Annotated in this window: 23 protein-coding genes and 1 pseudogene; 10 read left to right on the forward strand and 14 right to left on the reverse strand. The window is 74.9% G+C overall.

Going from position 1 to position 26874, the window contains the following annotated elements; genetic code table 11:
• Positions 1 to 11: 11 nt before the first annotated feature.
• From E4P43_RS11325 to E4P43_RS19900, 4 genes are all read right to left on the reverse strand, one after another.
• On the reverse strand, positions 12 to 1025 hold the full coding sequence (locus tag E4P43_RS11325; RefSeq protein WP_135145552.1) for a phosphotransferase: 1014 nt from the start codon (positions 1023 to 1025) through the stop codon (positions 12 to 14).
• A gap of 43 nt (positions 1026 to 1068) precedes the next feature.
• Positions 1069 to 1560 carry a membrane protein insertion efficiency factor YidD gene (yidD, locus tag E4P43_RS20510; protein ID WP_245159089.1) on the reverse strand — a complete coding sequence of 164 codons (492 nt, stop codon included), beginning with the start codon at positions 1558 to 1560 and terminating at the stop codon, positions 1069 to 1071.
• A gap of 152 nt (positions 1561 to 1712) precedes the next feature.
• Entirely contained in the window at positions 1713 to 2570 is an 858-nt protein-coding gene (locus E4P43_RS11335; protein WP_135145553.1) for an SDR family oxidoreductase, read from the reverse strand.
• A 217-nt stretch (positions 2571 to 2787) separates the two neighbouring features.
• A complete protein-coding gene (locus E4P43_RS19900; protein ID WP_167759155.1) occupies positions 2788 to 2928 on the reverse strand; it encodes a hypothetical protein in 141 nt (46 codons plus the stop codon).
• A 157-nt stretch (positions 2929 to 3085) separates the two neighbouring features.
• On the opposite strand from E4P43_RS19900, the gene E4P43_RS11340 reads away from it, so the two are divergent.
• From E4P43_RS11340 to E4P43_RS11355, 4 genes are all read left to right on the forward strand, one after another.
• Positions 3086 to 5626, forward strand: a complete 2541-nt coding sequence (locus E4P43_RS11340) for a DEAD/DEAH box helicase (protein WP_135145554.1) — start codon at positions 3086 to 3088, stop codon at positions 5624 to 5626.
• 143 nt (positions 5627 to 5769) lie between these two features.
• Entirely contained in the window at positions 5770 to 5967 is a 198-nt protein-coding gene (locus E4P43_RS11345) for a hypothetical protein (RefSeq protein WP_135145555.1), read from the forward strand.
• A 60-nt stretch (positions 5968 to 6027) separates the two neighbouring features.
• Positions 6028 to 6807 carry a sulfite exporter TauE/SafE family protein gene (locus tag E4P43_RS11350; protein ID WP_135145556.1) on the forward strand — a complete coding sequence of 260 codons (780 nt, stop codon included), beginning with the start codon at positions 6028 to 6030 and terminating at the stop codon, positions 6805 to 6807.
• Positions 6804 to 7568 (forward strand): sulfite exporter TauE/SafE family protein, encoded by a 765-nt coding sequence (locus tag E4P43_RS11355; protein WP_135145557.1) that lies wholly within the window; start codon positions 6804 to 6806, stop codon positions 7566 to 7568. Before E4P43_RS11350 ends, E4P43_RS11355 begins: the two co-directional genes overlap by 4 nt.
• Positions 7569 to 7616: 48 nt before the next feature.
• Here E4P43_RS11355 and E4P43_RS11360 read toward each other — a convergent pair whose 3' ends face one another.
• The 8 genes from E4P43_RS11360 to E4P43_RS11395 form a co-directional block, all read right to left on the reverse strand.
• On the reverse strand, positions 7617 to 8156 hold the full coding sequence (locus E4P43_RS11360) for a hypothetical protein (protein WP_135145558.1): 540 nt from the start codon (positions 8154 to 8156) through the stop codon (positions 7617 to 7619).
• 109 nt (positions 8157 to 8265) lie between these two features.
• On the reverse strand, positions 8266 to 9936 hold the full coding sequence (locus tag E4P43_RS11365; RefSeq protein WP_135145559.1) for an alpha-amylase family protein: 1671 nt from the start codon (positions 9934 to 9936) through the stop codon (positions 8266 to 8268).
• Positions 9933 to 10925: a TIGR03885 family FMN-dependent LLM class oxidoreductase gene (locus tag E4P43_RS11370; RefSeq protein WP_135145560.1), complete on the reverse strand. Its 993-nt coding sequence runs from the start codon at positions 10923 to 10925 to the stop codon at positions 9933 to 9935. Before E4P43_RS11370 ends, E4P43_RS11365 begins: the two co-directional genes overlap by 4 nt.
• A gap of 9 nt (positions 10926 to 10934) precedes the next feature.
• A complete protein-coding gene (locus tag E4P43_RS11375; RefSeq protein ID WP_135145561.1) occupies positions 10935 to 12083 on the reverse strand; it encodes an acyltransferase family protein in 1149 nt (382 codons plus the stop codon).
• Entirely contained in the window at positions 12080 to 12901 is an 822-nt protein-coding gene (locus tag E4P43_RS11380) for an alpha/beta hydrolase (protein ID WP_245159091.1), read from the reverse strand. Before E4P43_RS11380 ends, E4P43_RS11375 begins: the two co-directional genes overlap by 4 nt.
• Before the next feature lie 80 nt (positions 12902 to 12981).
• On the reverse strand, positions 12982 to 13665 hold the full coding sequence (locus E4P43_RS11385; RefSeq protein WP_135145563.1) for a response regulator transcription factor: 684 nt from the start codon (positions 13663 to 13665) through the stop codon (positions 12982 to 12984).
• Positions 13662 to 14927 carry a sensor histidine kinase gene (locus E4P43_RS20215; protein WP_209313840.1) on the reverse strand — a complete coding sequence of 422 codons (1266 nt, stop codon included), beginning with the start codon at positions 14925 to 14927 and terminating at the stop codon, positions 13662 to 13664. The genes E4P43_RS11385 and E4P43_RS20215 overlap by 4 nt, the downstream gene beginning before the upstream one ends.
• A gap of 77 nt (positions 14928 to 15004) precedes the next feature.
• Positions 15005 to 15637, reverse strand: a complete 633-nt coding sequence (locus E4P43_RS11395; protein WP_135145564.1) for a LysE family translocator — start codon at positions 15635 to 15637, stop codon at positions 15005 to 15007.
• Between the two features lie 30 nt (positions 15638 to 15667).
• Between E4P43_RS11395 and hrpB the strand changes: the two genes are divergently transcribed.
• Positions 15668 to 18160 carry an ATP-dependent helicase HrpB gene (gene hrpB, locus E4P43_RS11400; RefSeq protein ID WP_135145565.1) on the forward strand — a complete coding sequence of 831 codons (2493 nt, stop codon included), beginning with the start codon at positions 15668 to 15670 and terminating at the stop codon, positions 18158 to 18160.
• A 37-nt stretch (positions 18161 to 18197) separates the two neighbouring features.
• Positions 18198 to 20036 carry a 4-alpha-glucanotransferase gene (gene malQ, locus E4P43_RS11405; RefSeq protein ID WP_135145566.1) on the forward strand — a complete coding sequence of 613 codons (1839 nt, stop codon included), beginning with the start codon at positions 18198 to 18200 and terminating at the stop codon, positions 20034 to 20036.
• Between the two features lie 121 nt (positions 20037 to 20157).
• Here the strand turns inward: malQ and E4P43_RS19905 are convergent, their stop codons facing one another.
• Positions 20158 to 24702: an ExeM/NucH family extracellular endonuclease gene (locus E4P43_RS19905; RefSeq protein WP_167759156.1), complete on the reverse strand. Its 4545-nt coding sequence runs from the start codon at positions 24700 to 24702 to the stop codon at positions 20158 to 20160.
• A gap of 475 nt (positions 24703 to 25177) precedes the next feature.
• Here E4P43_RS19905 and E4P43_RS20515 point away from each other — a divergent pair, with 475 nt between their 5' ends.
• The 4 genes from E4P43_RS20515 (at position 25178) to E4P43_RS11435 (ending at position 26760) form a co-directional block, all read left to right on the forward strand.
• Positions 25178 to 25342 carry a hypothetical protein gene (locus E4P43_RS20515; RefSeq protein WP_245159090.1) on the forward strand — a complete coding sequence of 55 codons (165 nt, stop codon included), beginning with the start codon at positions 25178 to 25180 and terminating at the stop codon, positions 25340 to 25342.
• Positions 25343 to 25418: 76 nt separating this feature from the next.
• Positions 25419 to 25619 (forward strand): hypothetical protein, encoded by a 201-nt coding sequence (locus tag E4P43_RS11425; protein WP_135145568.1) that lies wholly within the window; start codon positions 25419 to 25421, stop codon positions 25617 to 25619.
• A gap of 71 nt (positions 25620 to 25690) precedes the next feature.
• Positions 25691 to 26107 (forward strand): hypothetical protein, encoded by a 417-nt coding sequence (locus tag E4P43_RS11430; protein WP_135145569.1) that lies wholly within the window; start codon positions 25691 to 25693, stop codon positions 26105 to 26107.
• The gene (locus E4P43_RS11435) at positions 26104 to 26760 is read left to right on the forward strand and encodes a DUF998 domain-containing protein (RefSeq protein ID WP_135145578.1); all 657 of its coding nucleotides are present in this window, start codon (positions 26104 to 26106) and stop codon (positions 26758 to 26760) included. The genes E4P43_RS11430 and E4P43_RS11435 overlap by 4 nt, the downstream gene beginning before the upstream one ends.
• Before the next feature lie 44 nt (positions 26761 to 26804).
• On the opposite strand, the pseudogene E4P43_RS20935 reads toward E4P43_RS11435, so the two are convergent.
• Positions 26805 to 26863: pseudogene (locus tag E4P43_RS20935) on the reverse strand (hypothetical protein); the annotation flags it as partial.
• Positions 26864 to 26874 lie beyond the last annotated feature (11 nt).

The following is a 26874-nucleotide window of genomic DNA, read 5'->3' on the forward strand; positions in this document are numbered from 1 at the left end:
GCCGACGGTGATCACGCGGCGCCGTGCAACGTCCCGGGAGCGAGGTGCCGCGCGGTCCAGCCCGGCACCTGGGCGGCCCACTCGGCCCGCTCCTCGCGGTGCACACCGCGCAGGATCCGTCGCCAGGTGACGGCTCGCTGCAGCGGTGCGACCCGCAGCGCCACGGCGCACAGCTCGCGCAGCTCGGGCGCCGTCCCGAAGTCCAGCCACTGGTCGAGGTAGGCGTCGCGGAGCCGGAACAGGGCCGGGTCGCCCACGGGCAGCTGCAGGACACGGGCGGCGAACCGGAGTGTCACCAGCAGGACCAGGAACGGGTGGGAGACAGACGCGTCACCCCAGTCGAAGAAGCGGTGCCGCCCGTCCTCGACGAAGACGTTCGCGTCATGCAGGTCGTCGTGCTGCACCGACGCCGGCACCCCGGCAGCAGCCAGCTCGCCGCACAGCTGTGCGTACGCGTCCAGATCGGCGAGCACCCGGTCTCGGTCCTCCACCGACAGCCCGTCCGGCTTGCCGGCCTGCTGCAGCTCGTCGTCGGCCACCAGCTCCGCGACGAGGTCGGGCAACCGCTCGGGCCGGTGGTCCGGCACGCCGAGGGCCACCAGCTCGTCGGCGTGCGGCGCCACCTCTGTCTGCATGCGGGCGTGGTCGACCAGCATCGACTCCCAGTCCGCTGCAGCGCGCGACCCGACGTCGCGCATCGTGCGGCCGCCGTCGGGCAGGAGCAGCAGCCGCCGCTCCGGCTCCACCGCCAGGGGGACGAGGACGCGCTCGGGGACCCAGCGGCCCAGCGCCGTGGCCAGCGCGGGCTCCTGCGCCGACCCCGGCCCCACCGACTTCAGCCAGACCACGCTCCCGTCGCGGAGCGACAGCCGGAAGGCGGTCGACCATGACCGCACGTGCGGCTGCTCCGGCTCGCCGGCGAGCGCCAAGCCGGTCCGACCCAGCTGCTCGCCCGCCCAGTCCAGGGCTGAGCGCCGCCAGGCCGGGTCCTGCCACGTTCGCATGCCGGTCGTCTCGGTGGTCACCGGACGACGATAGGAGCGGGGTTCCCCTGTCCCGAGCCAGTTCTCAGGCCGGCACCGGGTCCGCTCCGCCGGCCGCGCCGGGGCGGCACCGCACGAGGCGCCGCAGGGTCAGCCACGAGCCGCGCAGGGCGCCGTGGGTCTCCAGCGCCTCGACGGCGTACGCCGAGCAGGTGGGCGTGTACCGGCAGCACGGTCGGCGCTTCGGGCTGATCTCCCGCTGGTAGTAGCGGACGGCGGCGATCAGCCTCGCGGCGGCACCGCTGCCCTCCTGCCCGGCGCGGATGGCCGGGAGGGAGCGCGGCGCGACGAGCATCAGCTCCAGGCCGCAGCCGACGGCGTTGGCCAGGCAGCAGCCGGTGTTGAGGAAGAGCAGGTCGCGCAGGCACGAGTCGTTGCGCCGGGGCCGGTAGCCGTAGCCGGGCGGCGGGCCGTACCCGCGGCCGTAGTGGCCGGAGTAGTGGCCGCCGTAGCCGCCGTAGCCGCGGCGCGGACGCCGCCGGCGGGGACCCCAGCCACTGCTCCAGATGAAGACCATGGCTGGCCAGGTACCGCGGGAGGACGGCGGCCATGCGTGCTCCGCCCGGGTGGTCGCGGATCACTGCACCGCGAGGACGAGCCTCTCCTCCGGCACGCGGACCTCGGTCTGCTGCGCGAGGCCGGCGTGCCGGAGGTGAGGCCGGTGCCGGCTCAGAGGATCGGCTTGCCGCCGGTGACGGCGACGCGGGCGCCGGAGACGTAGGACGCCTCGTCGCTGGCCAGCAGCACGTACACCGGGGCCAGCTCGGCCGGCTGCCCGGGACGGCCCATCGGCACCTGCTGGCCGAAGCTCTCCACCTTCTCCTCCGGCATGGTCGCCGGGATCAGCGGCGTCCAGACCGGCCCCGGCGCCACGCTGTTGGCGCGGATGCCCTTCTCGGCCAGCATCTGGGCCAGGGAGGCGGTGAAGTTCGCGATCCCCGCCTTGGTCATGGCGTAGGCGATCAGGTTCGGGCTCGGGTTGTCGGAGTTGACCGACGACGAGTTGATGATCGAGCCGCCCGGCCCCATGTGCGGTAGCGCGTCCTTGCACAGGGTGAACATCGCGCTGAGGTTGGTCGCGACGGTGTAGTCCCACTCGTCGTCGGAGATCTCGTCGAGCGAGTCGTGGCTCATCTGGAACGCGGCGTTGTTGACCAGGATGTCGATCTTGCCGAACTCCTCGACGGCCTTCGGGACGATCGTCTTGCAGTGGGCGCGGTCGGAGATGTCGCCGGGCACCAGCACGCACTTGCGGCCGGCCTGCTCGACGTACTTCGCGGTGTCCTTGGCGTCCTCGTGCTCGTTCAGGTACGAGATCAGGACGTCGGCGCCCTCGCGGGCGAAGGCGATGGCGACGGCCCGGCCGATGCCGCTGTCACCGCCGGTGATCACGGCGGCCTTGCCGGCGAGGCGACCGGAGCCCTGGTAGCTCTCCTCGCCGTGGTCCGGCTTGGGCGTCATCTCCCCCAGCGTGCCGGGGACGCTCTGCTGCTGGGCGGGCTGGCTCTCAGGGCGGGGTGACGACATGGTTCTCCTCGGGGTGCGCTTCGCGGTGCCCGGGCTGTGCTCACCGGGCCGACGCCTGCGCACCTACCCCGGCGGCAGCCACCCGGAACCCGTCGTACGCCGCCTCGATCGCCCCGCGCTCGTTCGGGCCCGGACAGCACACGACCCGGGCACTGGGCGGGGCGCACGTCGCTGCGCGCCCCTCCCACTGCCCGGGTCGGGTGGTGCCTCTGCTGGCTCAGGCTGCTCGCGCCACGCTCGCGACGGCGGGGATCGCCGTCACCGAGCCGGACAGCTGCCAGCGCATCTCGAGCCGACGCTTGCCGTTGCCGTCCACGACGGGAACCCACCGGCACTCCGGGCATCCAAGATCACGCATCGTCCATCCACCTTCCGTTCACCTGTTGTTCACCTCACTCTCCGCTATCGGCATCGGTGATGCACACCACGAGATTCCGTTACCGTTCCGTTATGAACACGGCCGGTCCGGGCCGTACGCGGGAAGCACACCGGCATCGGGCACGCTGTCGCTCACGATGACCGCCACTCCCCTGCTCGCCGACCCGGCCGACCTCACCGCCCTGCGCAAGCTGGGCGACGACGCCGACGAGCTGTTCGCCTCCTTCGCCGCCTGGGCGGAGTCGAACGGCACGACGCTGTACCCGGCCCAGGAGGAGGCGCTGATCGAGCTGGTCAGCGGCGCCAACGTCGTCCTCGCCACGCCGACCGGGTCGGGCAAGTCGCTGGTGGCCAACGGCGCCCAGTACGCGGCGCTGGCCGCGGGTCGCCGCAGCTACTACACCGCGCCCATCAAGGCGCTGGTCAGCGAGAAGTTCTTCGCGCTCTGCGGGGTCTTCGGCGCGGCCAACGTCGGCATGCTCACCGGCGACGCCAGCGTGAACCCCGGCGCGCCGATCATCGCCTGCACGGCCGAGGTGCTGGCCAACATCGCCCTGCGCGAGGGTGCCGACGCCGACATCGGCCTCGTGGTCATGGACGAGTTCCACTTCTACGGCGACCCCGACCGCGGCTGGGCCTGGCAGGTGCCGCTGCTCGAGCTGCCGAGGGCGCAGTTCCTCCTGATGAGCGCCACCCTCGGCGACGTCACCTTCCTGCGCGAGGACCTCACCCGCCGCACCGGCCGGCCCACCGCCTTGGTGGCCAACGCCGAGCGCCCGGTGCCGCTGCACCACTACTACGCGACGACGCCGATGCACGAGACGATCCAGGAGCTGCTGGACACCCAGCAGGCGCCGGTCTACGTCGTCCACTTCACCCAGGCCTCGGCGCTGGAGCGCGCCCAGGCGCTGATGAGCGTCAACGTCGCCACCAAGGAGCAGAAGGCCGCGATCGCCGACATGATCGGCGGCTTCCGGTTCTCCTCCGCCTTCGGCACCACGCTGAGCCGGCTGGTCCGCCACGGCATCGGCGTCCACCACGCCGGGATGCTGCCCAAGTACCGGCGGCTGGTGGAGCAGCTGGCCCAGGCGGGGCTGCTCAAGGTCATCTGCGGCACCGACACCCTCGGCGTCGGCATCAACGTGCCCATCCGCACCGTCGTCTTCTCGGCGCTGTCCAAGTACGACGGCACCCGCATGCGGCTGCTCCAGGTGCGCGAGTTCCACCAGATCGCCGGCCGCGCCGGGCGGGCCGGGTACGACACCGCGGGGACCGTCGTCGTCCAGGCGCCGGAGCACGAGGTCGAGAACCTCAAGATGTTCGCGAAGGTCGAAGGCGACCCGAAGAAGCGCCGCAAGCTCGTCCGCAAGAAGGCGCCCGAGGGCATGGTGCCGTGGAGCGAGGCGACCATGACCCGGCTGATCGAGTCCGAGCCGGAGAAGCTGACCAGCCACATGCGGGTCTCGACGTCGATGGTCCTCGACGTCGTCGACCGCCCGGGCGACCCGTTCGTGGCGATGCGCCGGCTGCTCACGGAGAACCACGAGCCGCGCAAGAAGCAGCTGCGGCTGATCCGCGAGGCGATCGGCATCGCCCGGTCGCTCCTGCAGGCCGGCGTGCTGGAGCGGCTGCCCGAGCCCGAGCCGGACGGCCGCCGCTACGACCTCACCCTGGACCTGCCGGAGGACTTCGCACTCAACCAGCCGCTGTCGACCTTCGCACTGGCCGCGATCGACCTGCTGGACGCCGGGTCCGACTCCTACGCGCTCGACGTCGTCAGCGTCATCGAGGCCACCCTCGACGACCCGCGGCAGATCCTGTCCGCCCAGCTGAACAAGGCCAAGGGCGAGGCCGTCGCGCAGATGAAGGCCGAGGGCATCGAGTACGACGAGCGCATGGAGCTGCTCGAGGAGGTCAGCTACCCGAAGCCGCTGGAGGAGCTCCTCTCCCACGCCTTCGACGTCTACCGGCAGACCAACCCGTGGGCGGCCGACGCGCAGCTCTCGCCGAAGTCGGTCGTGCGGGAGATGTGGGAGCGGGCGTTCACCTTCCGGGAGTTCGTGAACACCTACGGGCTGACCCGGTCCGAGGGCGCGGTGCTGCGCTATCTCTCCGACGCGTTCAAGGCGCTCCGCTCCGGCGTCCCGGCGTCCGCCCGGACCGAGGAGGTCACCGACCTGGTCGAGTGGCTGGGCGAGCTGGTGCGCCAGGTGGACTCCTCGCTGCTGGACGAGTGGGAGGCGCTGACCAACCCCGAGGAGGACGCCGTCGCGGAGGTCGCCGTCCCGGCCCGACCGCGGCCGCTCACCGGTAACGAGCGGGCGTTCACCGCGATGGTGCGCAACGCGCTCTTCCGCCGGGTCGAGCTGTGGGCGCGGCGGCGCTGGTACGACCTCGGCGAGCTGGACTCCGGCTCCGGCTGGGACGCCGACCGCTGGGGCGAGGTCGTGCAGGCCTACTTCGCCGAGCACGCCGAGGTGAACACCGGCGGCGACGCCCGCGGGCCGGCACTGCTCATCTGGGACAGGTCCGGTCCCGGGGTGTGGAAGGTGCGCCAGATCGTCGACGACCCGGCCGGCGACCACGACTGGGGCTTCGACGTCGAGGTGGACCTGGAGGCCTCCGACGAGGAGGGCGCCGCCGTGCTCCGCCTGGTCGACGCCGGCCGCAGGGACTAGCCCCGACGGGTGGGGTGCGGACCGGCAGGCGGTGCGGCGGGAACGACTGCCCCGGCCGCGCAGTTGTCATGGGTGCGCTGGTCTCCAGGACGGGCCGGCCGCTGCCGATGTGTCAGACATCGACCGAGACCCGAGGAGGGGCGATGAACTACCTGCGCCAACTGCAGGCCGAGCGACCCGTGCTCTTCTGGATCGTCGTGCTGGTCGGCTTCTACGTCGCGTTCCAGCTCCTCCTGTTCGTCGCCGCGCTGATCCTCGGCCCGTTCGGCCTCCCGGGCTGGGCCCCGCTCGCCCTGGTCCTGGTCATCGCCGTGGTCGTCGCACGCCGGCAGCAGCGCTAGGCACCTCCCCGGGCGGAGCCGCGCCGCGCGGCCCGTGACACCCTCGACGGCGATGCGCGCATGACCGGCTGGGAGATGGTGGCGGTCCTGGCCGCGGGGCTCGCCGCGGGTGGGATCAACGCCGTCGTGGGCTCCGGGACCCTCGTCTCCTTCCCCGTCCTCCTGGGCGTGGGGCTGCCGCCGGTCCCGGCGACCATCAGCAACTCCCTCGGCCTCGTCGCCGGCAACCTGACCAGCTCGATCGGCTACCGCGAGGAGCTGCGCGGCCAGCGGCGCCTGCTGCTGAGCCTGGTCCCCGCCTCCGTCCTGGGCGGGCTGACCGGCGCCTTCCTCCTCCTGCACCTGCCCGCCTCGACCTTCGAGGCGGTGGTGCCGGTGCTGGTCGCGGTCGCCGTCGTCCTGGTCGCGGTGCACCCGCTGCTCCGCCGGGGGCTCGCCCGTCGCCGGGCGGACGACGCGCCGGCGACCCGCCTGGGCCCCGGACGCATGGCCGGCCTCTTCGGCAGCGCCTACCTGACCGGCACCTACGGCGGCTACTTCGCCGCCAGCCAGGGCGTGCTGCAGATCGGTCTGTTCGGCCTGTTCCTGCAGGAGTCGCTGCAGCGGCTGAACGCGATCAAGAACGTGCTCACCCTGACCGTCAACACCGTCGCGGCCGGCGCCTACGTCGTCGTCGCCACCGACCGGGTGGACTGGACGGCGGCGGGCCTGCTGGCCGCCGGCTCGCTCGTCGGCGGCTACGTCAGCTCCCGGTACGGCCGCCGGCTGCCCGAGCCGGTGCTCCGGACCGCCATCGTGGTGCTCGGCGTCGTCGCGATCGGGGTGCTGCTGAGCCGATGAGCGTGCTGGAGTTCCTCTTCCTCGTGGCCGCCGGCGTCGGCGCCGGTCTCACCGGCAGCATCGCCGGCCTGGCGTCCCTGGTCAGCTACCCCGCGCTGCTGGCCACCGGCCTGCCGCCGGTCACCGCGAACGTCACCAACACGGTGGCGCTCGTGCTCAACGCGGTCGGTTCGGTGAGCGCCTCGCGACCGGAGCTGCGCGGTCAGGGCCGACGGCTGCGGCCGCTGCTGGCCGCCGCCGTCCTCGGCGGGACGACCGGCGCGGTCCTGCTCCTCCTGACGCCGTCGGACGCCTTCGAGCGGATCGTCCCCTGGCTGATCGCCGGGGCCTCGGCCGCGATCCTGGTGCAGCGGCCGCCCCGGGAGCTCGCGGCCGACGGCGTTGCGCACGCTCCGCCCCGGGACCCGCGCTGGCTGCCGCTGGGCACCTTCGCCGTCACCATCTACGGCGGCTACTTCGGCGCGGCGGCCGGTGTGCTGCTGCTGGCGATGTACCTGCTCACCACCGGGGAGGGCCTGCCCCGCGGCAACGCGATGAAGAACGTGGTGCTCGGCGTGGCCAACGGCGTCGCCGCCCTCGGCTTCGTCGTGCTGGCCGACGTCGCGTGGTCGGCCGCGCTCCCGCTGGCCCTGGGCTTCTTCGTGGGCGGGCGGATCGGGCCCCGCGTGGTGCGCCGCGCCCCGCAGGCCGCGCTGCGCACGGTCATCGCCGTGGCGGGCCTGGGCCTGGCGGTCCACCTCGGGATCCAGGCCTACACGTGACCCGGTGCGCCCGTCCTGGCCAGGTGGCCGGGACGGGCGCACGAGCGGTCAGCCGCGGCCCACGTACCCGGCGAGCACCAGGACGGCGACGCCGACCAGCAGCAGCAGCCGGGCGGGGGTCAGCCCGTTCACCAGGTCGGCCGTGGCCTCCACCCACTGCGGGCGGACGCCGGCGTCGCGGGACCGCTGCCGCACGATGCGCACCTCGTCGGCCAGCAGGGTCCCGGCCGTGCCCAGCACGCCGAGCCCGAGCACGACGAAGACCAGCGCCAGCCGCTGCTCGAAGCTCTCGGCGACACCGCCCAGGACGGCGGCCACGATGCCGCCGACCACCAGGCCGAGCAGGCCGCCCGCCACGGGCGCCCAGGGGCCCATCACCGTCAGCGGCCCGCGACGCGGCATCCGGGGTGCCGGGCGCACGGTGACCGGGGAGGTGCCGTGCACCTCGGGCGGCAGGTCACCGCCCGCGGCCGGGGTCGGCGCGGCCGGGGTCTCCGCGGTGGGCGGGGGCGGCGTGCCCACCGGCCGGACCACCGGGATCTCGGCGGTCCCGGGACCGGTCGACGTGCTTCCGTTGCGTTCACTCATGACTCGATCACCTCGCCCGCCACGCTAGGCGCAGGTCGACCCGCGGTCCGGGACGCCGCCCCGGCGGGGTGCGCACGCTGCGTGATGCCGCGCCGGGGGCGGCGCGAGGTCACACCAGCCGGCGGCTGTCCTGGGCCACGACCCGCAGCCACCGGTAGCCGTAGCCCCCGAGCGCGACCTCCGCGACGCCGCCGTCGGAGACGGGGACCTCGCCGGGCTGGAGCAGGTCCACGAGCCGGTGGGAGGAGTCGCAGCCCTCGAGGGTCAGCGGCACGGTGCGCGGCTCCGGACCGAGGTTGTGCGCGGCCACCAGCGCGCCGTCGTCCCAGGTGCACAGGTGCGCCAGGACCTCCGGGCACGGCTGCTCCAGCACCTCGAACCCGCCCCACCCCAGCTCGGGCGACTCCCGGTACCGGCGGATCAGCAGCTTCATGAACGACAGCAGCGAGTCCGGGTCGTTGCGCTGGTCGGCGACGTTCACGTACTCGGGGGCGAACCCGCCGGTGACCACGGGTCCCGGCAGCTTCCGCGGCTCGGCGGGCGAGAACCCGCCGTTGCGGCCCGAGGTCCACTGCATCGGCGTCCGGACGGCGAGCCGCCCCTCGGCGTCGAGGTCCTCCCCCATGCCGATCTCCTCGCCGTAGAAGAGCACCGGGGTGCCCGGCAGCGAGAACAGCAGGCTGTAGACCATCCGCACCCGGCGCGGGTCGCCGTCCAGCATCGGCGGGAGCCTGCGCCGCAGCCCCCGGCCGTAGACCTGCATGCGCTCCTCGGGACCGAAGGCGGCGAACACCTCGGCCCGCTCCTCGTCGGACAGCTTGTCGAGGGTGAGCTCGTCGTGGTTGCGCACGAACGTCGCCCACTGCGCGTCGGGGCTCAGGCCCGGCCGCTCCTCCAGCGCGGCGGCGAGCGGACCGGCGTCCCCGCGGGCCAGCGACAGGTAGAGCGCCTGCATGCCCATGAAGTCGAACTGCATGGTGAGCTCGTCGCCGTCGGTGCCGCCGAAGAACTCCAGCTGCTGCTCGTAGGGCAGGTTCACCTCGCCCAGCAGGATCCCGCTCCCCGACCGGCGGCCGACCAGCGCCCGCAGGTCGCGCAGGTAGTGGTGCGGGTCCGGCAGCGCCCCGCCGTCGGCCCCCTGGGTCTCCAGGAAGAACGGGACGGCGTCCACGCGGAAGCCCGACAGCCCCAGCTGCAGCCAGAACCCCATGATCTTGGCGACCTCGTCGCGGACGAGCGGGTTCGTGATGTTCAGGTCGGGCTGCTCCTTGTAGAACTTGTGCAGGTACCACTCCCCCGTCTTCTCCGACAGCGTCCAGACGCTGTCCTCCTGGTCGGGGAAGACGACCTGGTCGGAGGTGTCCGGCGGCGGGTCGGAGCGCCACACGTAGAAGTCGCGGTACGGCGAGTCCTTCGAGGACTCGGCGGAGCGGAACCACGGGTGCTTGCGCGAGGTGTGGTTGACCACGAGGTCGGCGATCACCCGCATGCCGCGGTCGTTGGCCGTGCGGATCACCTCGACCAGGTCGCCGTGGGTCCCCAGCCGGGGGTCGACGCCGTAGAAGTCGGTGATGTCGTAGCCGTCGTCGCGCTCGGCGGTCGGGTAGAAGGGCATCAGCCACAGGCAGGTGACGCCGAGGTCGGCCAGGTGGTCGATGCGCTGCGCGAGCCCGGCGAAGTCGCCGGTGCCGTCACCGTCCCAGTCCATGAAGGTCTCGACGTCGAGGCAGTAGACGACGGCGTTCTTCCACCACAGGTCGCTGGTGTCGGTGATCCTCACCGGGGCACCGCCACGGCGGGGGCCGGCGCGGTGACGCCGAGCTGCGGCAGGACGTGCTCGCCGAAGGCGTCGAGAAACGCGCGCTGCTCGACGCCGACGTGGTGCAGGTAGATCTCCTCGAAGCCGAGGTCGACGTACTCCTGCAGCCACGCGGCGTGCTGCTGCAGGTCGGCCGACACCCGGACCGCGCCGGTGACGTCCTCGGGGGTGACATGCGCGCTGGCCTGTTCGAAGGCCTCCGGGCTGTCGAGGTCCCAGCACAGCGGCGGGGGGAAGACGTTGCTGCGCCACTGGTCGTGGGCCATGCCCAGCGCCCGGTCGGCGTCGGGGTCCCACGAGACGTGTACCTGCAGCGCCAGCTTGCCCCGTCCGCCGGCGTCCCGGTACGCGGCGACCATCTCGCGCAGCTTGTCGTGCGGCTGGTTGATGGTGACCAGCCCGTCGGCCCAGTCCGCGCCGTTGCGGGCGGTGGCCACGCTGACCGCGGGGGCGATGAGCGCCGGGGACTGCTCGGGCAGCGTGTAGACCTTGGCGCGGTCGACGGTGACCAGCCCCTCGTGGCTGACCTCCTCCCCCGCCAGCAGCGCGCGGATGATGGCCACGCACTCCCGCAGCCGGGCGTCCCGCACCTCCTTGCGAGGCCACTTGTCCCCGGTGACGTGCTCGTTCATCGCCTCGCCGCTGCCCAGGGCCACCCAGAAGCGGCCCGGGAACATCGCGCCCAGCGTCGCGATGGCCTGCGCCACGATCACCGGGTGGTAGCGCTGGCCGGGCGCGTTCACCGCGCCGAACGGCAGCGCCGTCGTCGCCATCGCGGCGCCGAGCCAGGACCAGGCGAACCCCGACTCCCCCTGCCGCGGGTTCCACGGCGTCAGGTGGTCCGAGCACATGGCCGCGGTGAACCCCACCTCCTCGGCGTGCCGGACCGCGTCCAGCAGGGCGGCGGGGTGGACCTGCTCGTGGGAGTTGTGGAACCCGATCACCGGCATGGGCCATGCCTACCGAGGTCGGCTGCCGGCGTCCACCGCAGACCAGCGGGCCCGCCACCTGGGCCGGCCGGGTGGCGACGTCGAGGTGACCGCCGCTGCCGCTCCCGGCACCGGCGCGCGGGAGCGGTGCACGGCGCCGCCGAGGACCACCGCCAGGACGACGACCCAGCCGGTCCTCGCCGCCAGCCAGCCCGGCGTGGCGGTGCCCTCGTGCAGGCCGGGCAGCGGTCCGACCCGCAGGGTGGCGAGCCAGACGGCGGCGAAGACGGCCTGGTGCAGCAGGAAGACGGGGTAGGCGCGCCGCCCGAGGGCCGCGAGCGCCCTGGCCGCACGGCCGTCGCGCGCCAGCCCCGGTAGCAGGAGCGCCGCTGCGCCACCCTGCCCGAGGACGAGTGCGAGCGTCGCCACCGACGGCGGGTCGAGGTTGGACCGGTCCGCGCCCGGGACACCCACCGCGGTCGGCGGCACCGCACCGGACAGGACCAGGACGACGACCGCCAGCACGCCGCCCGCCAGCAGCGCCGCTGCCACCTGGGGTCGCAGCGGCCGACGTGCCATCGCGATGCCCAGCTGCCACGGCACGCACCACACCGCGAGCACGGCGACCGGAGCCAGGGCCGTCCCGGGCGCGACGGCGGCCAGGACGCCCGCCGTGGCGACCCCGGCGACGACCGCGGAACCGCCGAACCTCGCGTCCAGGCGCACCAGCACCGGCGTCGCCGCCGACAGCAGGAGGTGGACGGCGAGGAACCACGACGGCGTCACGACGATCCTGACGGTCCGGACGACCAGGCTCTGCGGTGCGCCGGCCAGGGCCATGACGACCACGACCAGGGCCACCGCTGCGGCGACCGCGCCGGCCGGTCCGGCGAGACGACGCACCCTGGCCCACCACCACCGGCCGGCGGGCCGGGTCGAGGCGCCCCAGCTGCGAGCGGCGGCGAACCCGGCCACGAGGCAGAAGAGGCCCAGCGTCTGCAGGAGCCAGCTCACCGGTGCCAGCTCCGGCATCGTGCGCAGCGGGCTGTCCAGCCCGACCGCGCCGGTGACCTCGTCCGGCGCGAGCGGCGCCGTCACCAGCCAGTGCCCGAGGACGACCCCGAGCATGGCTGCCCCCCGGAGCACGTCCACCCCCCGCTCGCGGCCGGGCGCCGTCACCGCTGCACCGCCGGGCTGCGGCCGAGCACGACGTCCGCGAGTCCGGTGAGGGCGGCGGAGCCGGGCCGGAAGTAGCCGTCGTGGCCCTCGGTCCCGCCGACCGGCAGCGCGCGGGCGCCGAACGCCGGCGAGGTGGGGTCGGTCCCGTGGCCGAGGTCCCCGACCCGGAGCGCCGGGACCCGGGCGATCCAGTCCCCCGTCGTGCGGGCCGACCAGACCACGGCGGACGTGCCCAGGTCCGCGACCGAGGAGGCCCGGGCCCCGGGGCTGCCGAGCAGGACCAGGCCGTCGGCGGCGAGCTCGTCGGCGGCGAGCGCCACGACCACCGCCCCGTAGCTGTGCCCGATGACGGTGAGCCCGCCGCGGCGGGGGAGGTCGTCGACGAACCGGACCAGGGCCGCGGCGCCGGCGCGGGCCAGGCGGCCGGTCGCGGCGTCGAGGGAGAGCCCTCCGGGTGTCACGTAGCCGACCCAGACGACGACCGCCACGTCGTCCCCGGCCGCGTCCGCGAGGGCCTGGGCCCAGCCCATCGGTCGGCGTCCCGGATCCCTGTGGTCGGCGATCCGGGCCAGGTCGATCTCGGCACCCGGCACCAGGACGGCGACGTGGTCCGCGGTGGCCGGGTCCCCGAGGGCGACGACGGCCAGACCACGACCGGCCGGGTCGCATCCGAGCACCCGGGCCGGCGCCACCCGTGCGGCGAGCCCGGCGGCGCAGGTGGGATCGAGCCCGACGGGCGGCGGCACCGCCGCCTCGGCGGGGCCGACGACCAGCAGGGAGGCGAGACAGAGCACGGCGGACCGGGCCGCCCAGCGCATGATCACGACACCTGACGCTAGGCACGCCGCGCGCTCGCGGCGTCACACCGGGGAGCCGTTCCGCCGGCATACCCCGGTACTCAGCTGCCGGGCCTGACCAGCCCGCTCTCGTACGCCAGGACGACGGCCTGGGCGCGGTCGCGCAGCCCCAGCTTCGTGAAGATGCGGCTCACGTGGGTCTTCACCGTCTGCTCGGCCAGGTACAGGCTCGCCGCTATCTCGGCGTTGCTCTCCCCTCGGGCGACGTGGCCCAGGACCTCCACCTCCCGCTCGGTCAGCGCGTCCAGGCGCACCGTCCCGGCGGGGGCCTCCGGCACCGCCCGCGCCGCGACGAAGTCCGCGATGAGCCGCCGGGTGACCGCCGGGGCCAGCAGGGCGTCCCCGGCCGCCACCACCCGCACCGCGTGCAGCAGCTCCGCCGCCGTCGCGTGCTTGAGGAGAAATCCGCTCGCTCCCGCCCGCAGCGCGTCGTACACGTAGTCGTCGAGGTCGAACGTGGTCAGGACGATCACCCGCGGCGCATCGTCCGACGGAGGGTCGAGCAGCGCTCGCGTCGCCTCGAGCCCGTCCAGCACCGGCATCCGGACGTCCATGAGGACCACGTCGGGCGCCTCGCCGGTCCCGCGCAGCTCGGCGTGCAGCCGCAGGGCCGCCGCGCCGTCGCCGGCGGTGCCGACCACCTCCATGTCGGGCTGGGCGGCGAGGAGGGCCGCGAAGCCCTCCCGGACCATCTGCTGGTCGTCCACCAGCAGGACGCGGATCACCGGTCCACCCCGGCTCCGAGCGGCAGCCGGGCGGCGACGCGGAAGCCCCCGTCGGGCAGCGGTCCGGCCTCCAGCCGGCCGGCGTGCACCTCGACGCGCTCGCGCATGCCCTGCAGGCCCAGCCCCGCACCGGACCGGCCGGGGGCGGCGCCGGGGCCGTTGGTGACCTCCAAGAGCAGGTCGTCGGACTCCCGGACGACGCGCACCCGCACCGCCGAGCCGGGGGCGTGCTGGGCGGCGTTCGCCACCGCCTGCTGCACGACCCGGTAGGCGGTCAGCCCCACGAGGTCCGGGACGACGAGCGGCTCGACGTCCCAGGTGACGTCGGTGCCCGCAGCCCGCACGTCGGCGAGCAGCCCGGGCAGGGTGCCCAGGCCCGGTTGCGGTGCCCGCTCGGCCGACTGGTCGTCGGAGCGCAGCACCCCGAGCAGGCGCTGGAGCTCGGTGAGGGCCTCGCGCGCCGTTCCGGCGATCTCGGTCAGCTCGCCGACCGCGGGCTCCTGCAGGGGTGCCAGCCGGTAGGGCGCCGTCTCGCAGCGCACGGCGATCAGGGACAGGTGGTGGGCGACGACGTCGTGCATCTCCCGGGCGATGCGGGCCCGCTCGGCGAGCGCCCCGCGCGCGGCCTGCGTCTCGGCGGCCCGGACCTGCTCCTCGACCAGGTTCCGGCTGGCCCGCTGGCGGGCACCGAGGCTGGCTCCGACCACGAGGGGGACGCCGACGCCGAGGAGGGCGGGCATGAAGGTGAGCGGCGGCGTCCAGGGCGACCACCCCGGCAGCGTCAGCACGACGAGGAAGGACAGGGCGCCGACGACGACCGTGTCACGTGGCGGGACCGCCCAGGCCGCGGCGAGCAGCACCGGGCACCAGAAGCACCACTGCCAGGGCTCGAGCAGCGCCGCGTCCCCGCCGTCGCCCTGGACCAGGAACGGCGTCGCGACGAGCCACACGGTGGACAGCCGCCAGCCGTCCAGCGGGCGGTACAGGGCCAGGACCACGGCGACCGGCAGGGGCAGGAGCAGCAGGAACGCCACTCCGCCGTTCGCCCGGCCGCTGTCGTTGAGCACCCCGCCGGCGGTGGCGACCGCGACGACGAGCGCGTACCCGCCGACGACCACCAGCAGCCACCGGTCCAGCCGCCGCACGTGGGTCCGCCACGGCGGGTCGGTGGGGCCGGGGGACGTCCAGAGGACCTCGGCGACGGCCCGCCCGGCTGCGGCGACGGGACCCGGACCTGCGGCTTCCGGATTCGCGGTCAGCACCCGACGAGCCTAGGAGGCGGCACGACGCCCCGGCGTCACCCTGGGGTAGCACTCCGGGCGGGCACCCCCTACCCGGGTCAGCGTGCCGAGAGAGCCAGTCGCACCCCGAAGCCGATCAGCGTTCCCCCCGTGACCCCGTCGACGACGCGGACCGAGCGGGGGCGCCGGAGCCACCGGCTGAACGCCGACGCCAGCCCGATCAGCAGCGCGAACCACGCGAGGGAGAGCACCGCGTGGACGCCGGCGAGCAGGAGCCCCACGAGCAGCGGGTCGCTGCCCGCAGGCAGGAACTGCGGCAGCAGCGCCGCGTAGAACACACCGACCTTCGGGTTGAGCAGGTTCGTCGTCAGCCCTTCCCGGGCCGCGCGCCAGCCCGAGCCGGCGCCCGCGCCGGGCGCCCCGGCCACCTCGGGGCGGCCCCGCAGCGCCCGCACCAGCAGGCGGACGCCGAACCACACCAGGTAGGCCGCACCCACCCAGCGCAGCACGTCGTAGGCCAGCTCCGACGCCGTCAGCAGCGCCGAGACGCCGACCGCCGCCGCGGCTCCCCACACGAAGAGGCCGGCGACGATCCCGGCCGCCGTGGCGGCCGCCTCCCCGCGGCCGCGGGTGAGGGCGGCGCGCAGGACCAGCGCGGTGTCCAGCCCCGGCGTCACGGTGAGAGCCGCGGCGACGACGGCGAAGGTGAGCACGGCGGAACCCAGGGTCACCGGTCCATCGTCGCCCACCAGACTGGTCCCGTGCTGCCACCGCCCGGGACGCCGGGGACCGACCTGCCGGTGCGGGCCGCGCTGCCCGCGCTGGCCGGCGCCCTGGCGGCCCGGGGCACGGCCGTGCTCGTGGCCCCGCCGGGAACCGGGAAGACGACGCTCGTCCCGCTCGCGCTGGCCGGCGCCGTGGCGGGCCGGGTCCTCGTCGCCGAGCCCCGCAGGGTCGCCGCCCGTGCGGCTGCCCGCCGGATGGCGGCGCTGCTGGGCGAGGAGGTCGGCGGCCGGGTCGGCTACAGCGTCCGCGGGGACAGCCGGCGCAGCGCCGGCACCCGGGTCGAGGTGGTCACCACGGGGCTGCTCGTCCGCCGGCTGCAGGCCGACCCCGAGCTGCCCGGCGTCGACGCCGTCGTCCTCGACGAGTGCCACGAGCGGCACCTGGACACCGACCTCGCCCTGGCCTTCTGCCTGGACGCCCGGGCCACGCTCCGCCCGGAGCTGCAGCTGCTCGCCATGTCGGCCACCGCCCAGGCGCAGCGGCTGGCCGGGCTCCTCGGCGGGGACGGCGGGCCCGCCCCGGTCGTGGAGGCGTCCGGCGCGCTGTTCGAGGTCGAGACCCGGTGGGCGCCCCCGACAGGTCCGGTCGACCCGCCGCACGGCCTCCGGGTGGACCCGCGGCTGCTCGGGCACGTCGCCGCGACCGTCCGCCGGGCGCTCGACGAGCAGGACGGCGACCTGCTGGTCTTCCTCCCCGGAGCAGGCGAGATCGGGACCGTCGCCGGGCGGCTGGGCGGCCTCGACGCCGACGTGCTGCCGCTGCACGGCCGGCTCCCGACCGCGGCGCAGGACGCCGCCCTCCGGGCCGGGGGCCGCCGCCGGGTGGTCCTCGCCACCTCCCTGGCGGAGAGCAGCCTGACCGTCCCGGGCGTCCGGGTCGTCGTCGACGCCGGGCTGGCCCGCGTCCCGCGCGCCGACCTCGCCCGGGGCCTCGGGTCGCTGGTCACCGTCCGGGCCTCCCGGGCGGCCGTCACCCAGCGCGCCGGGCGGGCGGGCCGCGAGGGCCCGGGCACGGTCTACCGCTGCTGGACCGCCGCCGAGCAGGACCGGCTCCCCGCGCACGACGAGCCGGAGGTGAGCACCGCCGACCTCACCGCCTTCGCCCTCGAGCTGTCCTGCTGGGGCGCGCCGGGCGGTCAGGGCCTGCCCCTGCTCGACGCCCCGCCGCCGGCCGCCCTGCTGGTGGCCGAGCAGACGCTGCGCAGCCTCGGGGCGGTGGACGGGGACGGCCGGGTGACCCCGCGGGGGCGGGCGCTGACCGCGGTCGGCGTCCACCCGCGGCTGGCCCGCGCGCTGCTCGACGGCGCCCCGCTGGTCGGCCGCCGGCGTGCGGCGGAGGTCGTCGCGCTGCTGTCGGCGGACCTGCCCCTGCGCGGCGACGACCTCACCGCGACCTGGCGCGGCCTGCGCGCCGGCACCGACCGCGGCGCCACCGCCCGCTGGCGGGAGGAGGTGGCGCGGCTGGAGCGCGCCACCGGCGACGCACCCGTGCCCCGGCTGCCCGACGACGCCCTCCCCCTCGACACCGCGGCCGGCCTCGTCGTCGGGCTCGCCCATCCCGAACGCCTCGCCCGGCGCCGCCCCGGCGGCAGCGGCACCTACCTCATGGCGGCCGGCACGGGTGCGGAGCTCACGCCGGGGACGGCGCTCACGGGGGCCCCGTGGCTGGCGATCGCCGTGGCCGACCGCTCGCCGGGACGCCGGGACGCACGGGTGCGGTCGGCGGTGGTGATCGACGAGGCGACCGCGCTCGACGCCGGGGCGGCCCTGCGCACCAGCGGCGACGAGGTGGCCTGGCGCGACGGCGACGTCTCCAGCGCCCGGGTCGAGCGGCTCGGCGCGGTCGTGCTGGGCGAACGGCCGCTGCCCGACCCCCAGCCGGCCGCCGTGGCCGCGGCCGTCGCCGAGGGCCTGCGCCAGGAGGGGCTGGGGCTGCTGCGCTGGACACCGGCCGCCGTCGCGCTCCGGGCCCGCCTGGCCGCCGCCCACGCCGGGCTCGGCGACCCATGGCCCGCCGTCGACGACGACGTGCTGCTCGGCGCCATCGACGTCTCCGGGGCCCGCAGCCGCGCGGACCTCGCCCGGCTCGACGTCGTGGCGGCGCTGCGCGCGCTCGTCCCGTGGCAGGTCGCCGGGCAGCTCGACGACGTCGTCCCCGAGCGGGTCACGGTCCCCACCGGCTCCCGGATCGCCGTCGACTACACCGACCCCGAGGTCCCGACCCTGTCGGTGCGGGTGCAGGAGGTGTTCGGATGGGCCCGGGCGCCCCTGGTCGCCGGCCGGCCCCTGCGGCTGCAGCTGCTCTCCCCCGCCCAGCGCGTCGTCGCCACCACCGCCGACCTCGCCGGGTTCTGGGTCACCGGCTACCCCGCCGTCCGCAGCGAGCTCCGTGGCCGCTACCCGCGGCACCCCTGGCCGGAGGACCCGGCAGTGGCACCGGCCACGAAGCGGGCCCGACCGCGCGCTTGAGGCTGCGGGCTGCCCCCGCCCCGGCGAGGATCGTCGGGTGACAGCGAAGCCGACGACAGACGACTGGGGTATCGATGCGAGCTGGCTGGACGCGCTCGACGAGGAGCACCAGGTAGCCCAGGGAACCATCGACACGCTGCGGAAGATCATCGGCGAGCCGCCGGCCGACCTCGAGGACCGCGCGCCGATCGTGGCCCGCCCCGGCGACGCGCTGGAGGTCGACGAGGCCGACGTCGTGTGCGAGGACGGCGAGGTCCGCCGGATCGACGGGCACCTGCCCGCCGACTTCCCGCTGGGCTACCACTGGCTGCAGTCCCCGGAGGGGCGCCGCCGCCGGCTCATCGTCTCCCCCGGCCGCTGCTGGCTGCCGGAGGACCGCGCCTGGGGGTGGGCCGTGCAGCTCTACGCCGCCCGCAGCCGGGAGAGCTGGGGCATCGGCGACCTGGCCGACCTGCGCAGCATCCGCCGCATGGGCGAGGACCAGGGCGCGGGCTTCGTGCTGATCAACCCGCTGCACGCCGTCGCGCCCATCGAGCAGCAGGAGGCCAGCCCCTACCTGCCGGCCACCCGGCGCTTCCGCAACCCCATCTACCTGCGGGTCGCCGAGGTGCCCGGCGCGGACAAGGTGGACGTCGAGGAGGACGCCGGCCGCGCGCTGTCGGACGGGCCGCTCATCGACCGCGACGCGATCTGGGCCCGCAAGCGCGAGGTGCTCATGCGGATCTTCTTCGCCCACGGCGGCGGGGAGGCCTTCGCCCGCTGGCGCGAGGAGCAGGGCCAGACCCTGCAGGACTGGGCGACCTGGGCGGCGATCACCGAGGAGCACGGCGCGGACTGGCACACCTGGCCCGAGGAGCTGCGCCGGCCCGGTTCGCCGGCGCTGGCGGCCTACCAGGAGCAGCACGGCGCCGTCGTGGCCTTCCACGCCTGGCTGCAGTGGGCGCTGGACCTGCAGTTCACCGCGGCGACCGGCGACATGACGGTCATCCAGGACCTGCCGATCGGCTTCGCCGGCGGCGGCGCCGACGCCTGGGCGTGGCAGGACGTGCTCGCCGACGGCGTGAGCGTCGGCGCCCCGCCGGACGCGTTCAACTCCCAGGGCCAGGACTGGGGCTCCCCGCCGCTGATCCCCTGGCGGCTGCGCGACGCCGACTACGAGCCGTTCATCCAGTCCATCCGCGCGACCATGGCCGGCGCCGGTGGCCTGCGGATCGACCACGTGATGGGCCTGTTCCGGCTGTGGTGGGTGCCGGCCGACGGCAGCGCCGCCGACGGGGCCTACGTCCGCTACCCCGCCGAGGACCTGCTCGACATCGTCGCGCTGGAGAGCCACCGGGCGCAGGCGCTCGTGGTCGGCGAGGACCTCGGGACCGTCGAGGAGGGCGTGCGCGAGGCGATGGCCGAGCACGGGGTGCTCTCCTACCGGCTGCTGTGGTTCGAGGACGACGACCCGTCGGAGTGGCCGTCCGAGGCGATGGCCGCGATCACCACGCACGACCTGCCGACGGTGGCGGGGCTGTGGGCCGAGGCCGACGTCGACGAGCAGCGCGAGCACGGCACGGGCACCGACGAGGAGCTCGAGCGCGGCCGACGGTCGCTGCTGGAGCACCTGCCCGGGCTCTCCGACGACGCCACGGTGGAGCAGGCCGTGCGGCGGGCGCACGAGCTGCTCGGCACGGCGCCGTCGCTGCTGCTCTCGGCCACCCTGGACGACGCCGTGGGTGAGCAGCGCCGGCCGAACATGCCGGGTGCGAACGACCGCCCGAACTGGTCGCTGCCGCTGCCGGTCCTGGTCGAGGACCTGCCCGGGCACCCGCTGCTGCAGACGGTGGCCACGACCTTGTCCCAGGGGGTCTCGGGCGGCACCACCGGCTGACCCGCCGGCCGGCCGTCGGGGCCGTCGAGGCCGCCGAGGCCGTCGTGCAGGACGACCGGAGGCCGGCTCCCACGCGGGGAGCCGGCCTCCGGCCGTCAGTGCTGCGGTGCGGTCGGGCGCGTCAGCCGGCGGTCCGCCGACGACGGCCGACCACCAGGGAGACGGCGCCGGCAGCGGTGAGCAGGCCGGCGAGGCCGATCAGGCCGCCGATCTCGGTACCGGTGTACGCCAGCTGCTCGTCACCGGTCGCCCACACGCCCTTGCCGCCGATGGGGGTGTAGCCGGCAGGGGACGTGCCACCGTCGCCCGGCGGCGTGCCACCGGTGCCCGGGAGGGCGCCGCCGTCGCCGTCGGTACCGCCACCGCCGGTGCCGGACCCGTTGCCGTCGCCGGACCCGTTGCCGTCGCCGGAGCCATCGCCGTCGCCGGACCCGTTGCCGTCGCCGGAGCCATCGCCGTCGCCGGAGCCATCGCCGTCGCCGGTGCCGCCGCCGGAGCCATCGCCGTCACCGGACCCGTCACCGTCACCGTCACCGTCACCAGGACCGTCACCGTCGCCGTCCCCGTCACCCGGGGGCGGGCAGACGCCCGCCGGGCCCTGGGTGCCGTGGTCGGCGGCCGGCGGGCTGACCGGCGAGTGCTCCTGGAAGTAGCCGACCAGCACGTCGACGTCGAGCGGGCCGGTGACGTCCTCGCCCGGGGCGAAGGTGGTGAACGTGTCGCCACCGCCCGCGAGGAAGGAGTTGGCCGCCACGCGGTACTCCGCCGCCGGGTCGATCATCTCGCCGTCCAGCATGATCGAACAGGCGTCGACGCGGTCGCCGTAGGCCCGGCTCAGGTCGTAGGAGTACGTGAAGCCCTCCGACGTACCGAGGATCAGCTGGCTCTTCCGGGGACCGTCGAGCTGGAACTGCTCCTCGAGCAGGGCGTCGATCTCGGCCCCGGTCAGCGTCGTGGCGTTGATCGTGTTGCCGAACGGCTGGACGGCGAACAGCTCCCCGTAGGTCACCTCACCGGCCTCGATGCTCGCCCGGGTGCCGCCCGGGTTGTGGAACGCGATGACCGGGTTCCCGAACTGCTCCTCCTGGAGGGCCTCCAGAGCCGCCTGCGCGAGCAGGTTGTTGATCGGCTGCTCGGCGTTGCGCACCGCGGAGGCGTTGCTGCCGATGAACGCGCTCGCCGAGCCGACGACCGCGTTGCGGGCCTCGGCCGACCGGCCGACCCAGTAGTCGACGATCGCCTGGATACCGGCGTCCGGGGCGTCGCGCAGGACCGGCACGTTCGCCGCCCCGTAGCTGGTGGCGTCCCGGATCACGTCGCCGGTGAGCGGGTCGATGCTGAACCGGATGTCGGTCAGCAGCCGGCCGTAGTAGCCGGCCTGCGTCACCATGCGCGGCTGCCCGAGGGCGTCGTCCAGCCGGCAGTTGTACGCCCCGTGGGTGTGGGCGCTGATCACCATGTCGACGGCGGGGACGAGGTCCTCGTTGATGTCGACGATCGGGCCGGTGAGGTTCGTGCACCCGTTGAAGTCGGTGCCCGTGGTCGAGCCGCCCTCGTGCACCAGGGCGCCGATCGCCTGGATGCCCATGGCCTGCAGCTCCAGGACGTACCGGTTCACGGTCTCGGCCTCGTCGAGGAACTCGACGTCGGCGACACCGGACGGGGTGACGATGCCCGGGGTCGTGTCGGTGACGACGCCGATCAGCGCCATCTCGTGGCCGCCGCCCACGTCGAACACCTGGTACGGCGGGAACATCGGCTCCCCGGTCTCCCGGTCGACGACGTTCGCGGCCAGGTAGGGAAAGCCGGCGCCGGCGAAGGGGTTGCCCTCGCTGTCGGTGTAGCAGCCGGTCCGGTCCGGCGTCACGCCCTCGCAGGCGGTGACGTCGTCGCCGTTCTCCCCGTCGGTCGCCGCGGAGATCCGCCGCAGCTCCTCGGTGCCCCGGTCGTACTCGTGGTTGCCGACGACGGAGTTGGCCAGGCCGAGCGCGTTCGCGACCTCGATGGTCGGCTCGTCCTCGAACACGGCCGACTCGAACGGCGAGGCGCCGACGAGGTCACCGGCGCTGATCAGCAGCGAGTTCGCCGCGGCTCCACCGGCGGCGGTGAAGGCGGTCCGCTGCTCGTCGGCGGTGGAGGCCAGGTTGGCCGCACCGCCGACCAGGACGTTGCCGTCGTCGGCGTTGCCGGCGACCCCGTCGGGCCCCGGGCCCTGCCCGGTGAACAGCAGCCCGTCGTTGCCGGTGGGGGGCGCGATCCGACCGTGGAAGTCGTTGAACGCCATGATCTGCACCGGGATGGGCACGGGCAGCGCGGCACCGCCGAGGTCCACGCCGAGCACCAGCGGGTCGTGGTCGCTGGAGCGGTAGGGGTCGGCCGCGTAGAGCGCCGGGTTGCCCGTGTACTGGTAGGCGAAGGACTCGACGGCGTTGATGTTCCAGTGCGTCAGGTCGGTGACCTTGCCGGCGAAGGCCCCGGTGGCGAGCGCGTGGTCCAGCGAGCCCGACATGTCGTCGAACACGTAGCTGTACCGGCCCGGGTCCAGGTCCTCGCCGAGGTCGGTGAAGCCGGCGTCGCGCAGCGCCTCGATCGGGTCCTCCTGCGTGTAGGCGTTGAAGTCGCCCAGCAGGATCACGTCGTCGTCACCGGTGGACTCGCGCAGGTCCTCGGTGAACGCGGCCAGCGACTGCGCCTGGCGGACGCGGTCACCGTTCCACTGCCCCTGGCCGTCGGCGGCGTCGACGTTGTCGCCGGTCGCGTCGCCGGGGCTCTTGGACTTGAAGTGGTTCGCCACGACCGTGAACGTGTCGTCCTGCGCCTCGAAGGTCTGCGCGATCGGCTCGCGGGCGTTGTCCCAGACCGTCTCGTCCACCAGGCCGACGGGGTCGCCGACCGGGGTGACGGCGGCGGGCTGGTAGATGATCGCGCTGCGGATCACGTCCCGGTCGACCGCGTACAGCTCCTCGGGAAGCGGCACGAAGGCCCACGTGTCCGCGTCGCCGGCGAACTCGTTGAGCCGACCGACGAGGTCTGCCAGCGCCGTGTCGGCGTTGCCCGGCGTGAGACCCGACGAGTCGGTGTCCTCGATCTCCATGAGCGTGACCACCTCGGCGCCCAGGGCGTCGATGGCCGGCACGATCTTGTCCGCCTGCTTCTCGAACTGCTCCGCGCTGCGGGCCCCGCGGGCGTTGCCCCCGGTCCAGGTGAGGAAGTAGTTCAGCACGTTGAACGCGCCGATCCGGATGTCACCGCCCACGGCCTGCGGGGCGTCCGGACGGGTGTCCTGCGGCGTGAAGACGCCGGCGGCGGAACCGTCGGCGGGCTGGAGCCGCCACTGGCCGAAGCCGAAGCCGAGCACGAGCGGCTCGTCGAGGTCGAGCACGTCGCCGACCCGCACCGGGGTGGACGGCGACAGGTAGGGGGCGCTGGCTGCCGTGACCCGAGCGTTGACCGCGTCGTCCAGCACGATCCGGCGCGCCGTGTTCTGCGCCGCGACCTCCTGGGCCTGCGGGGTGCCGGGCCGGGCGACCTCCGTGGGCTGCACGAGCAGGCCGCCCGCGGAGAGGGTCAGCTCGCCGAAGCTCGTGAGGTCGAAGACCTCGCTGACCGTGAGCGCGTCGACCGGCGCCACGAGCATGCCCTCGAGGCGCTCGCGCTCCGCGTCGGTCGCGGGGAGGTCCAGCGGCGCAGCGGCCGGGAGGTCGGTCTCGTCGCCGTCGGCGCAGACGGCGGCGTCGGCACCCGCGGCGATCTGGGTCTGGCCGGAGGCCTCGCCTGCCGTGCCGGTGACGGCGACGGTGTCGCCCAGGCCGACGTCGACGGTGCTCGCGACGAAGATGCCGTCGGAGGTCTCCGCGTTGCCGTCGCCGTCGGCGTCCTGCAGGTGGAAGCCGCCCAGGCCGGGCAGGTCGGCCACGACGACGCCGCGGACGGTGACCGTCTGGCCGGACACGGGGGTCGCCGCGCCGGACCCCTGGACGGCGCCGATCTCTCCGGTCACCGGCACGTCGCAGACGCCGCCGGTCCCGGGGTCGGGCTCGGGCTCGGGCTCGGGGGCCGGGGCCTCGTTGACCGCGCCGCGCGTGCTGACGGCCGGACCGGACCAGACGAGGGCATCCGCTGCGGCGTCGTAGACGCGGGAGAGCGACTGCCCGGGCGGGGTCGAGTTCGACTCCGAGACACCGATGTCGGTGCTCGTAGCACCGGCGGCCGGCCCGTCGACCGCGGTGAGCTGTCCCTCGTAGGACAGCAGCTCGATCACGGTCCCGTCCGCCGCGACGAGCGCGAGACCATCGGCCGACCCGTTCTGGATGCCGTTGGTCGGGTAGTCGACCACGGCCACGCCGGGGCGGTCGGCCGGTGCCGTCACCGCGGGCAGCGCGTCCGTGTCGTAGTTGCGTCCTGCGTCGTTGTACAGGGCGATCGAGAGGCCGGCGGAGCTGGTGCCCGCGGGCAGCTGGACCTCGACGAACTCGCCCGTGTCCCCGGACGCCGTCGAGTCGTCGTAGTGGATCTCGGAGATGAAGGGCGCCGTCGGCGGAGCCGCGAAGGCGGTGAGCGGCAGTCCCACGACCGCGACGGACGCGGCGGTGGTGCCGAGGGCTGCACGGCGCGCGAACGCACGAGCGGTGCGTCGTCGCAGCGTGGTGCCGGGTTGATCGGGCACGGTGATCCTTCCGGGTGACGATCTGTCCGCCGGAACCTAAGAGCGGTCAGTGACCGGGAGGTAACGAGCTGGCCACGACTCGTCTCGGCACGCGTGTCGGTCTCCTCGCTCCTCTCGCTCCTCGTGCTAGCCCGCTCACGCAGCGCGACGCCTCGTCGGGCGGCCGGGTCGTTCCTTAACCGAAGGAACGGTCCGTCACCAGCCTCCCGCCCTGTGCAGAAGATCACTGCGCGCACACCCGGCGGCGTGCCGCGCCGACGCCTCGAACGCGTGTTCGAGCGGCGTGCGAGACTCGGGTGTGGCCGGGGGGATGCACCGAGGGAGGTCGGGACGCTCGCTGGGCGACCGGGCGGCGAGCTCCGGCATCCCGGTCCAGCCACCACCGGCCGCGCCTCCCGACCGCCCGGGCGGTCCTCCGGCGGGCCCGGCCGCCGGAAGTCGGGCGTCCGCCACCGACGAGGGCCGGCACTGCTGGGTGCGCGACCCCCCCGAGACCCCGGGCACGTGGCCGGGCCTGCTGGTGGAGTGGCGCCGCGGCGACGAGGGGTGGCAGGGCCGGGTGGTCTACACGGTGCCGCGGCCGCACGGCCCGGCGCTGGTGGAGGCATGGCTGCCGGCGGCCCGGCTGGAGCCCCGCTGACCCGCACCCGGTTAGCCGGGGCGGCCACGGGCTAAGTCCGCTCACGACACCTTTCCGACCCACGGAGGACCCCACGATGACCGGCCCTCAGGACCGCCCCACCCTCGACGACGTCATGGAGACGACGGAGCAGGCACCCCGCGACCGCCAGGAGCACGCGAAGGACCCGCACCTGAGCGACGAGGCGCTCGAGCACCGCACGGAGCAGGAGCGCCAGGCCGTCGGGTCCGACGACGCCGACCCCGCCGGAGCCGACCTGCACTCGGCCACCGACTGAGCGAGGACCTCGCCCGCCGCTCCCCCGGCCGACGTCCCGGGGGCGCGGCGGGCCGGCTCACCGAGGAGTAGGTGGCCTGCTGGCTGCTCAAGTCCTCCGCCGTCCCGCAGGTCCTGGCGCCGTCGTGGTCGCCGGACCAGGAGCTGGTGCTCGACCGCTGCGTGCGCCCCTCCTACCGCCTGGGGCTGCTGGCACCCGGCCAGCCCTGCCTGCTCTGGGTGAGCGGCCGCGACCGGCCCGGCGTGCACGCCGTCGGCACCGTCGCCGGCGACGTCGACGACCGGGGCGAGCGGCCCGCCGTCCCGGTCCGGCTCCGGCTCCTCGCCGAGCCGGTCCCCCGCTCCGAGCTGGTCGCCGACCCGGGCTTCCGCGACGCCGAGGTGCTGCGCATGCCGGCCGGCAGCAACCCCTCGTGGCTGACCCCCGGCCAGTACGCCGCCGTCCTGTCCCGGCTTCCCCAGGAGAGTTTGGGACGATGGCGACCGTGACTCCCGCCCGCCTCCGCTGGGGCGCCCTCGTCTGGCTGCTGACCCTCCAGTTCTTCGTGCTCGAGTGGGTCGCCGAGGCCCGGTACGACCGCCCGTACTCGCGCGTGGACGAGGTGATCAGCGCCCTCGGGGCCGCCGACTCCCCCGGCCGCCAGCTGATGAACGCCTCGTTCGTCGTCCAGGCCGCGCTCATCCTCGGCGGGGCGCTGCTCCTGCGCCCGGCCCTCCGCGGTGCCGCGGGCCGGGTGGCCCCGTTCCTCCTGGGGGCCGCAGCTCTCGGCGTCCTGCTGGTCGGAGTGTTCCCGACCGACGGCAACGGGACCATGCACGCCATCGGCGCGGTGCTCTACCTCGTGGGCGGCGGGCTGGGCCTCATCGCGCTGGCCTACGCCGTCCGTCCCCGGTCGGAGGCGCTGGGCACCACCGTGGTGCTGCTCGGCCTGGTGGCGACGGCAGGCACGATCTTCTTCCTCACCGGCGTCGTCGGGCTCCTGGGCGAGGGCGGCACGGAGCGGGCGGCGGCCTACCCCCTGCCGGTCGCGCTGGCCCTCACCGGGGTGGCCCTCGCCGCGATGGCCCGTCGCGGCGAGGAGCGGCCCGACGCCGAGGCGCTGCGCGCCGAGCGCGCCGAGGAGGAGGCCCGCCGGGCTTGAAGTTCTCCACCAGCACGTCGGCGCGGCGCGCCAGCTCCTGGGCGGCGGCGAGGTCCCCGGGGTCCTTCAGGTCCAGCGCCACGGAGCGCTTGTTGCGGTTCACGCCCAGGTAGT

The organism is Blastococcus sp. TF02A-35, assembly GCF_004571075.1.
In the GTDB taxonomy this organism is placed as follows: Bacteria; Actinomycetota; Actinomycetes; order Mycobacteriales; family Geodermatophilaceae; genus Blastococcus.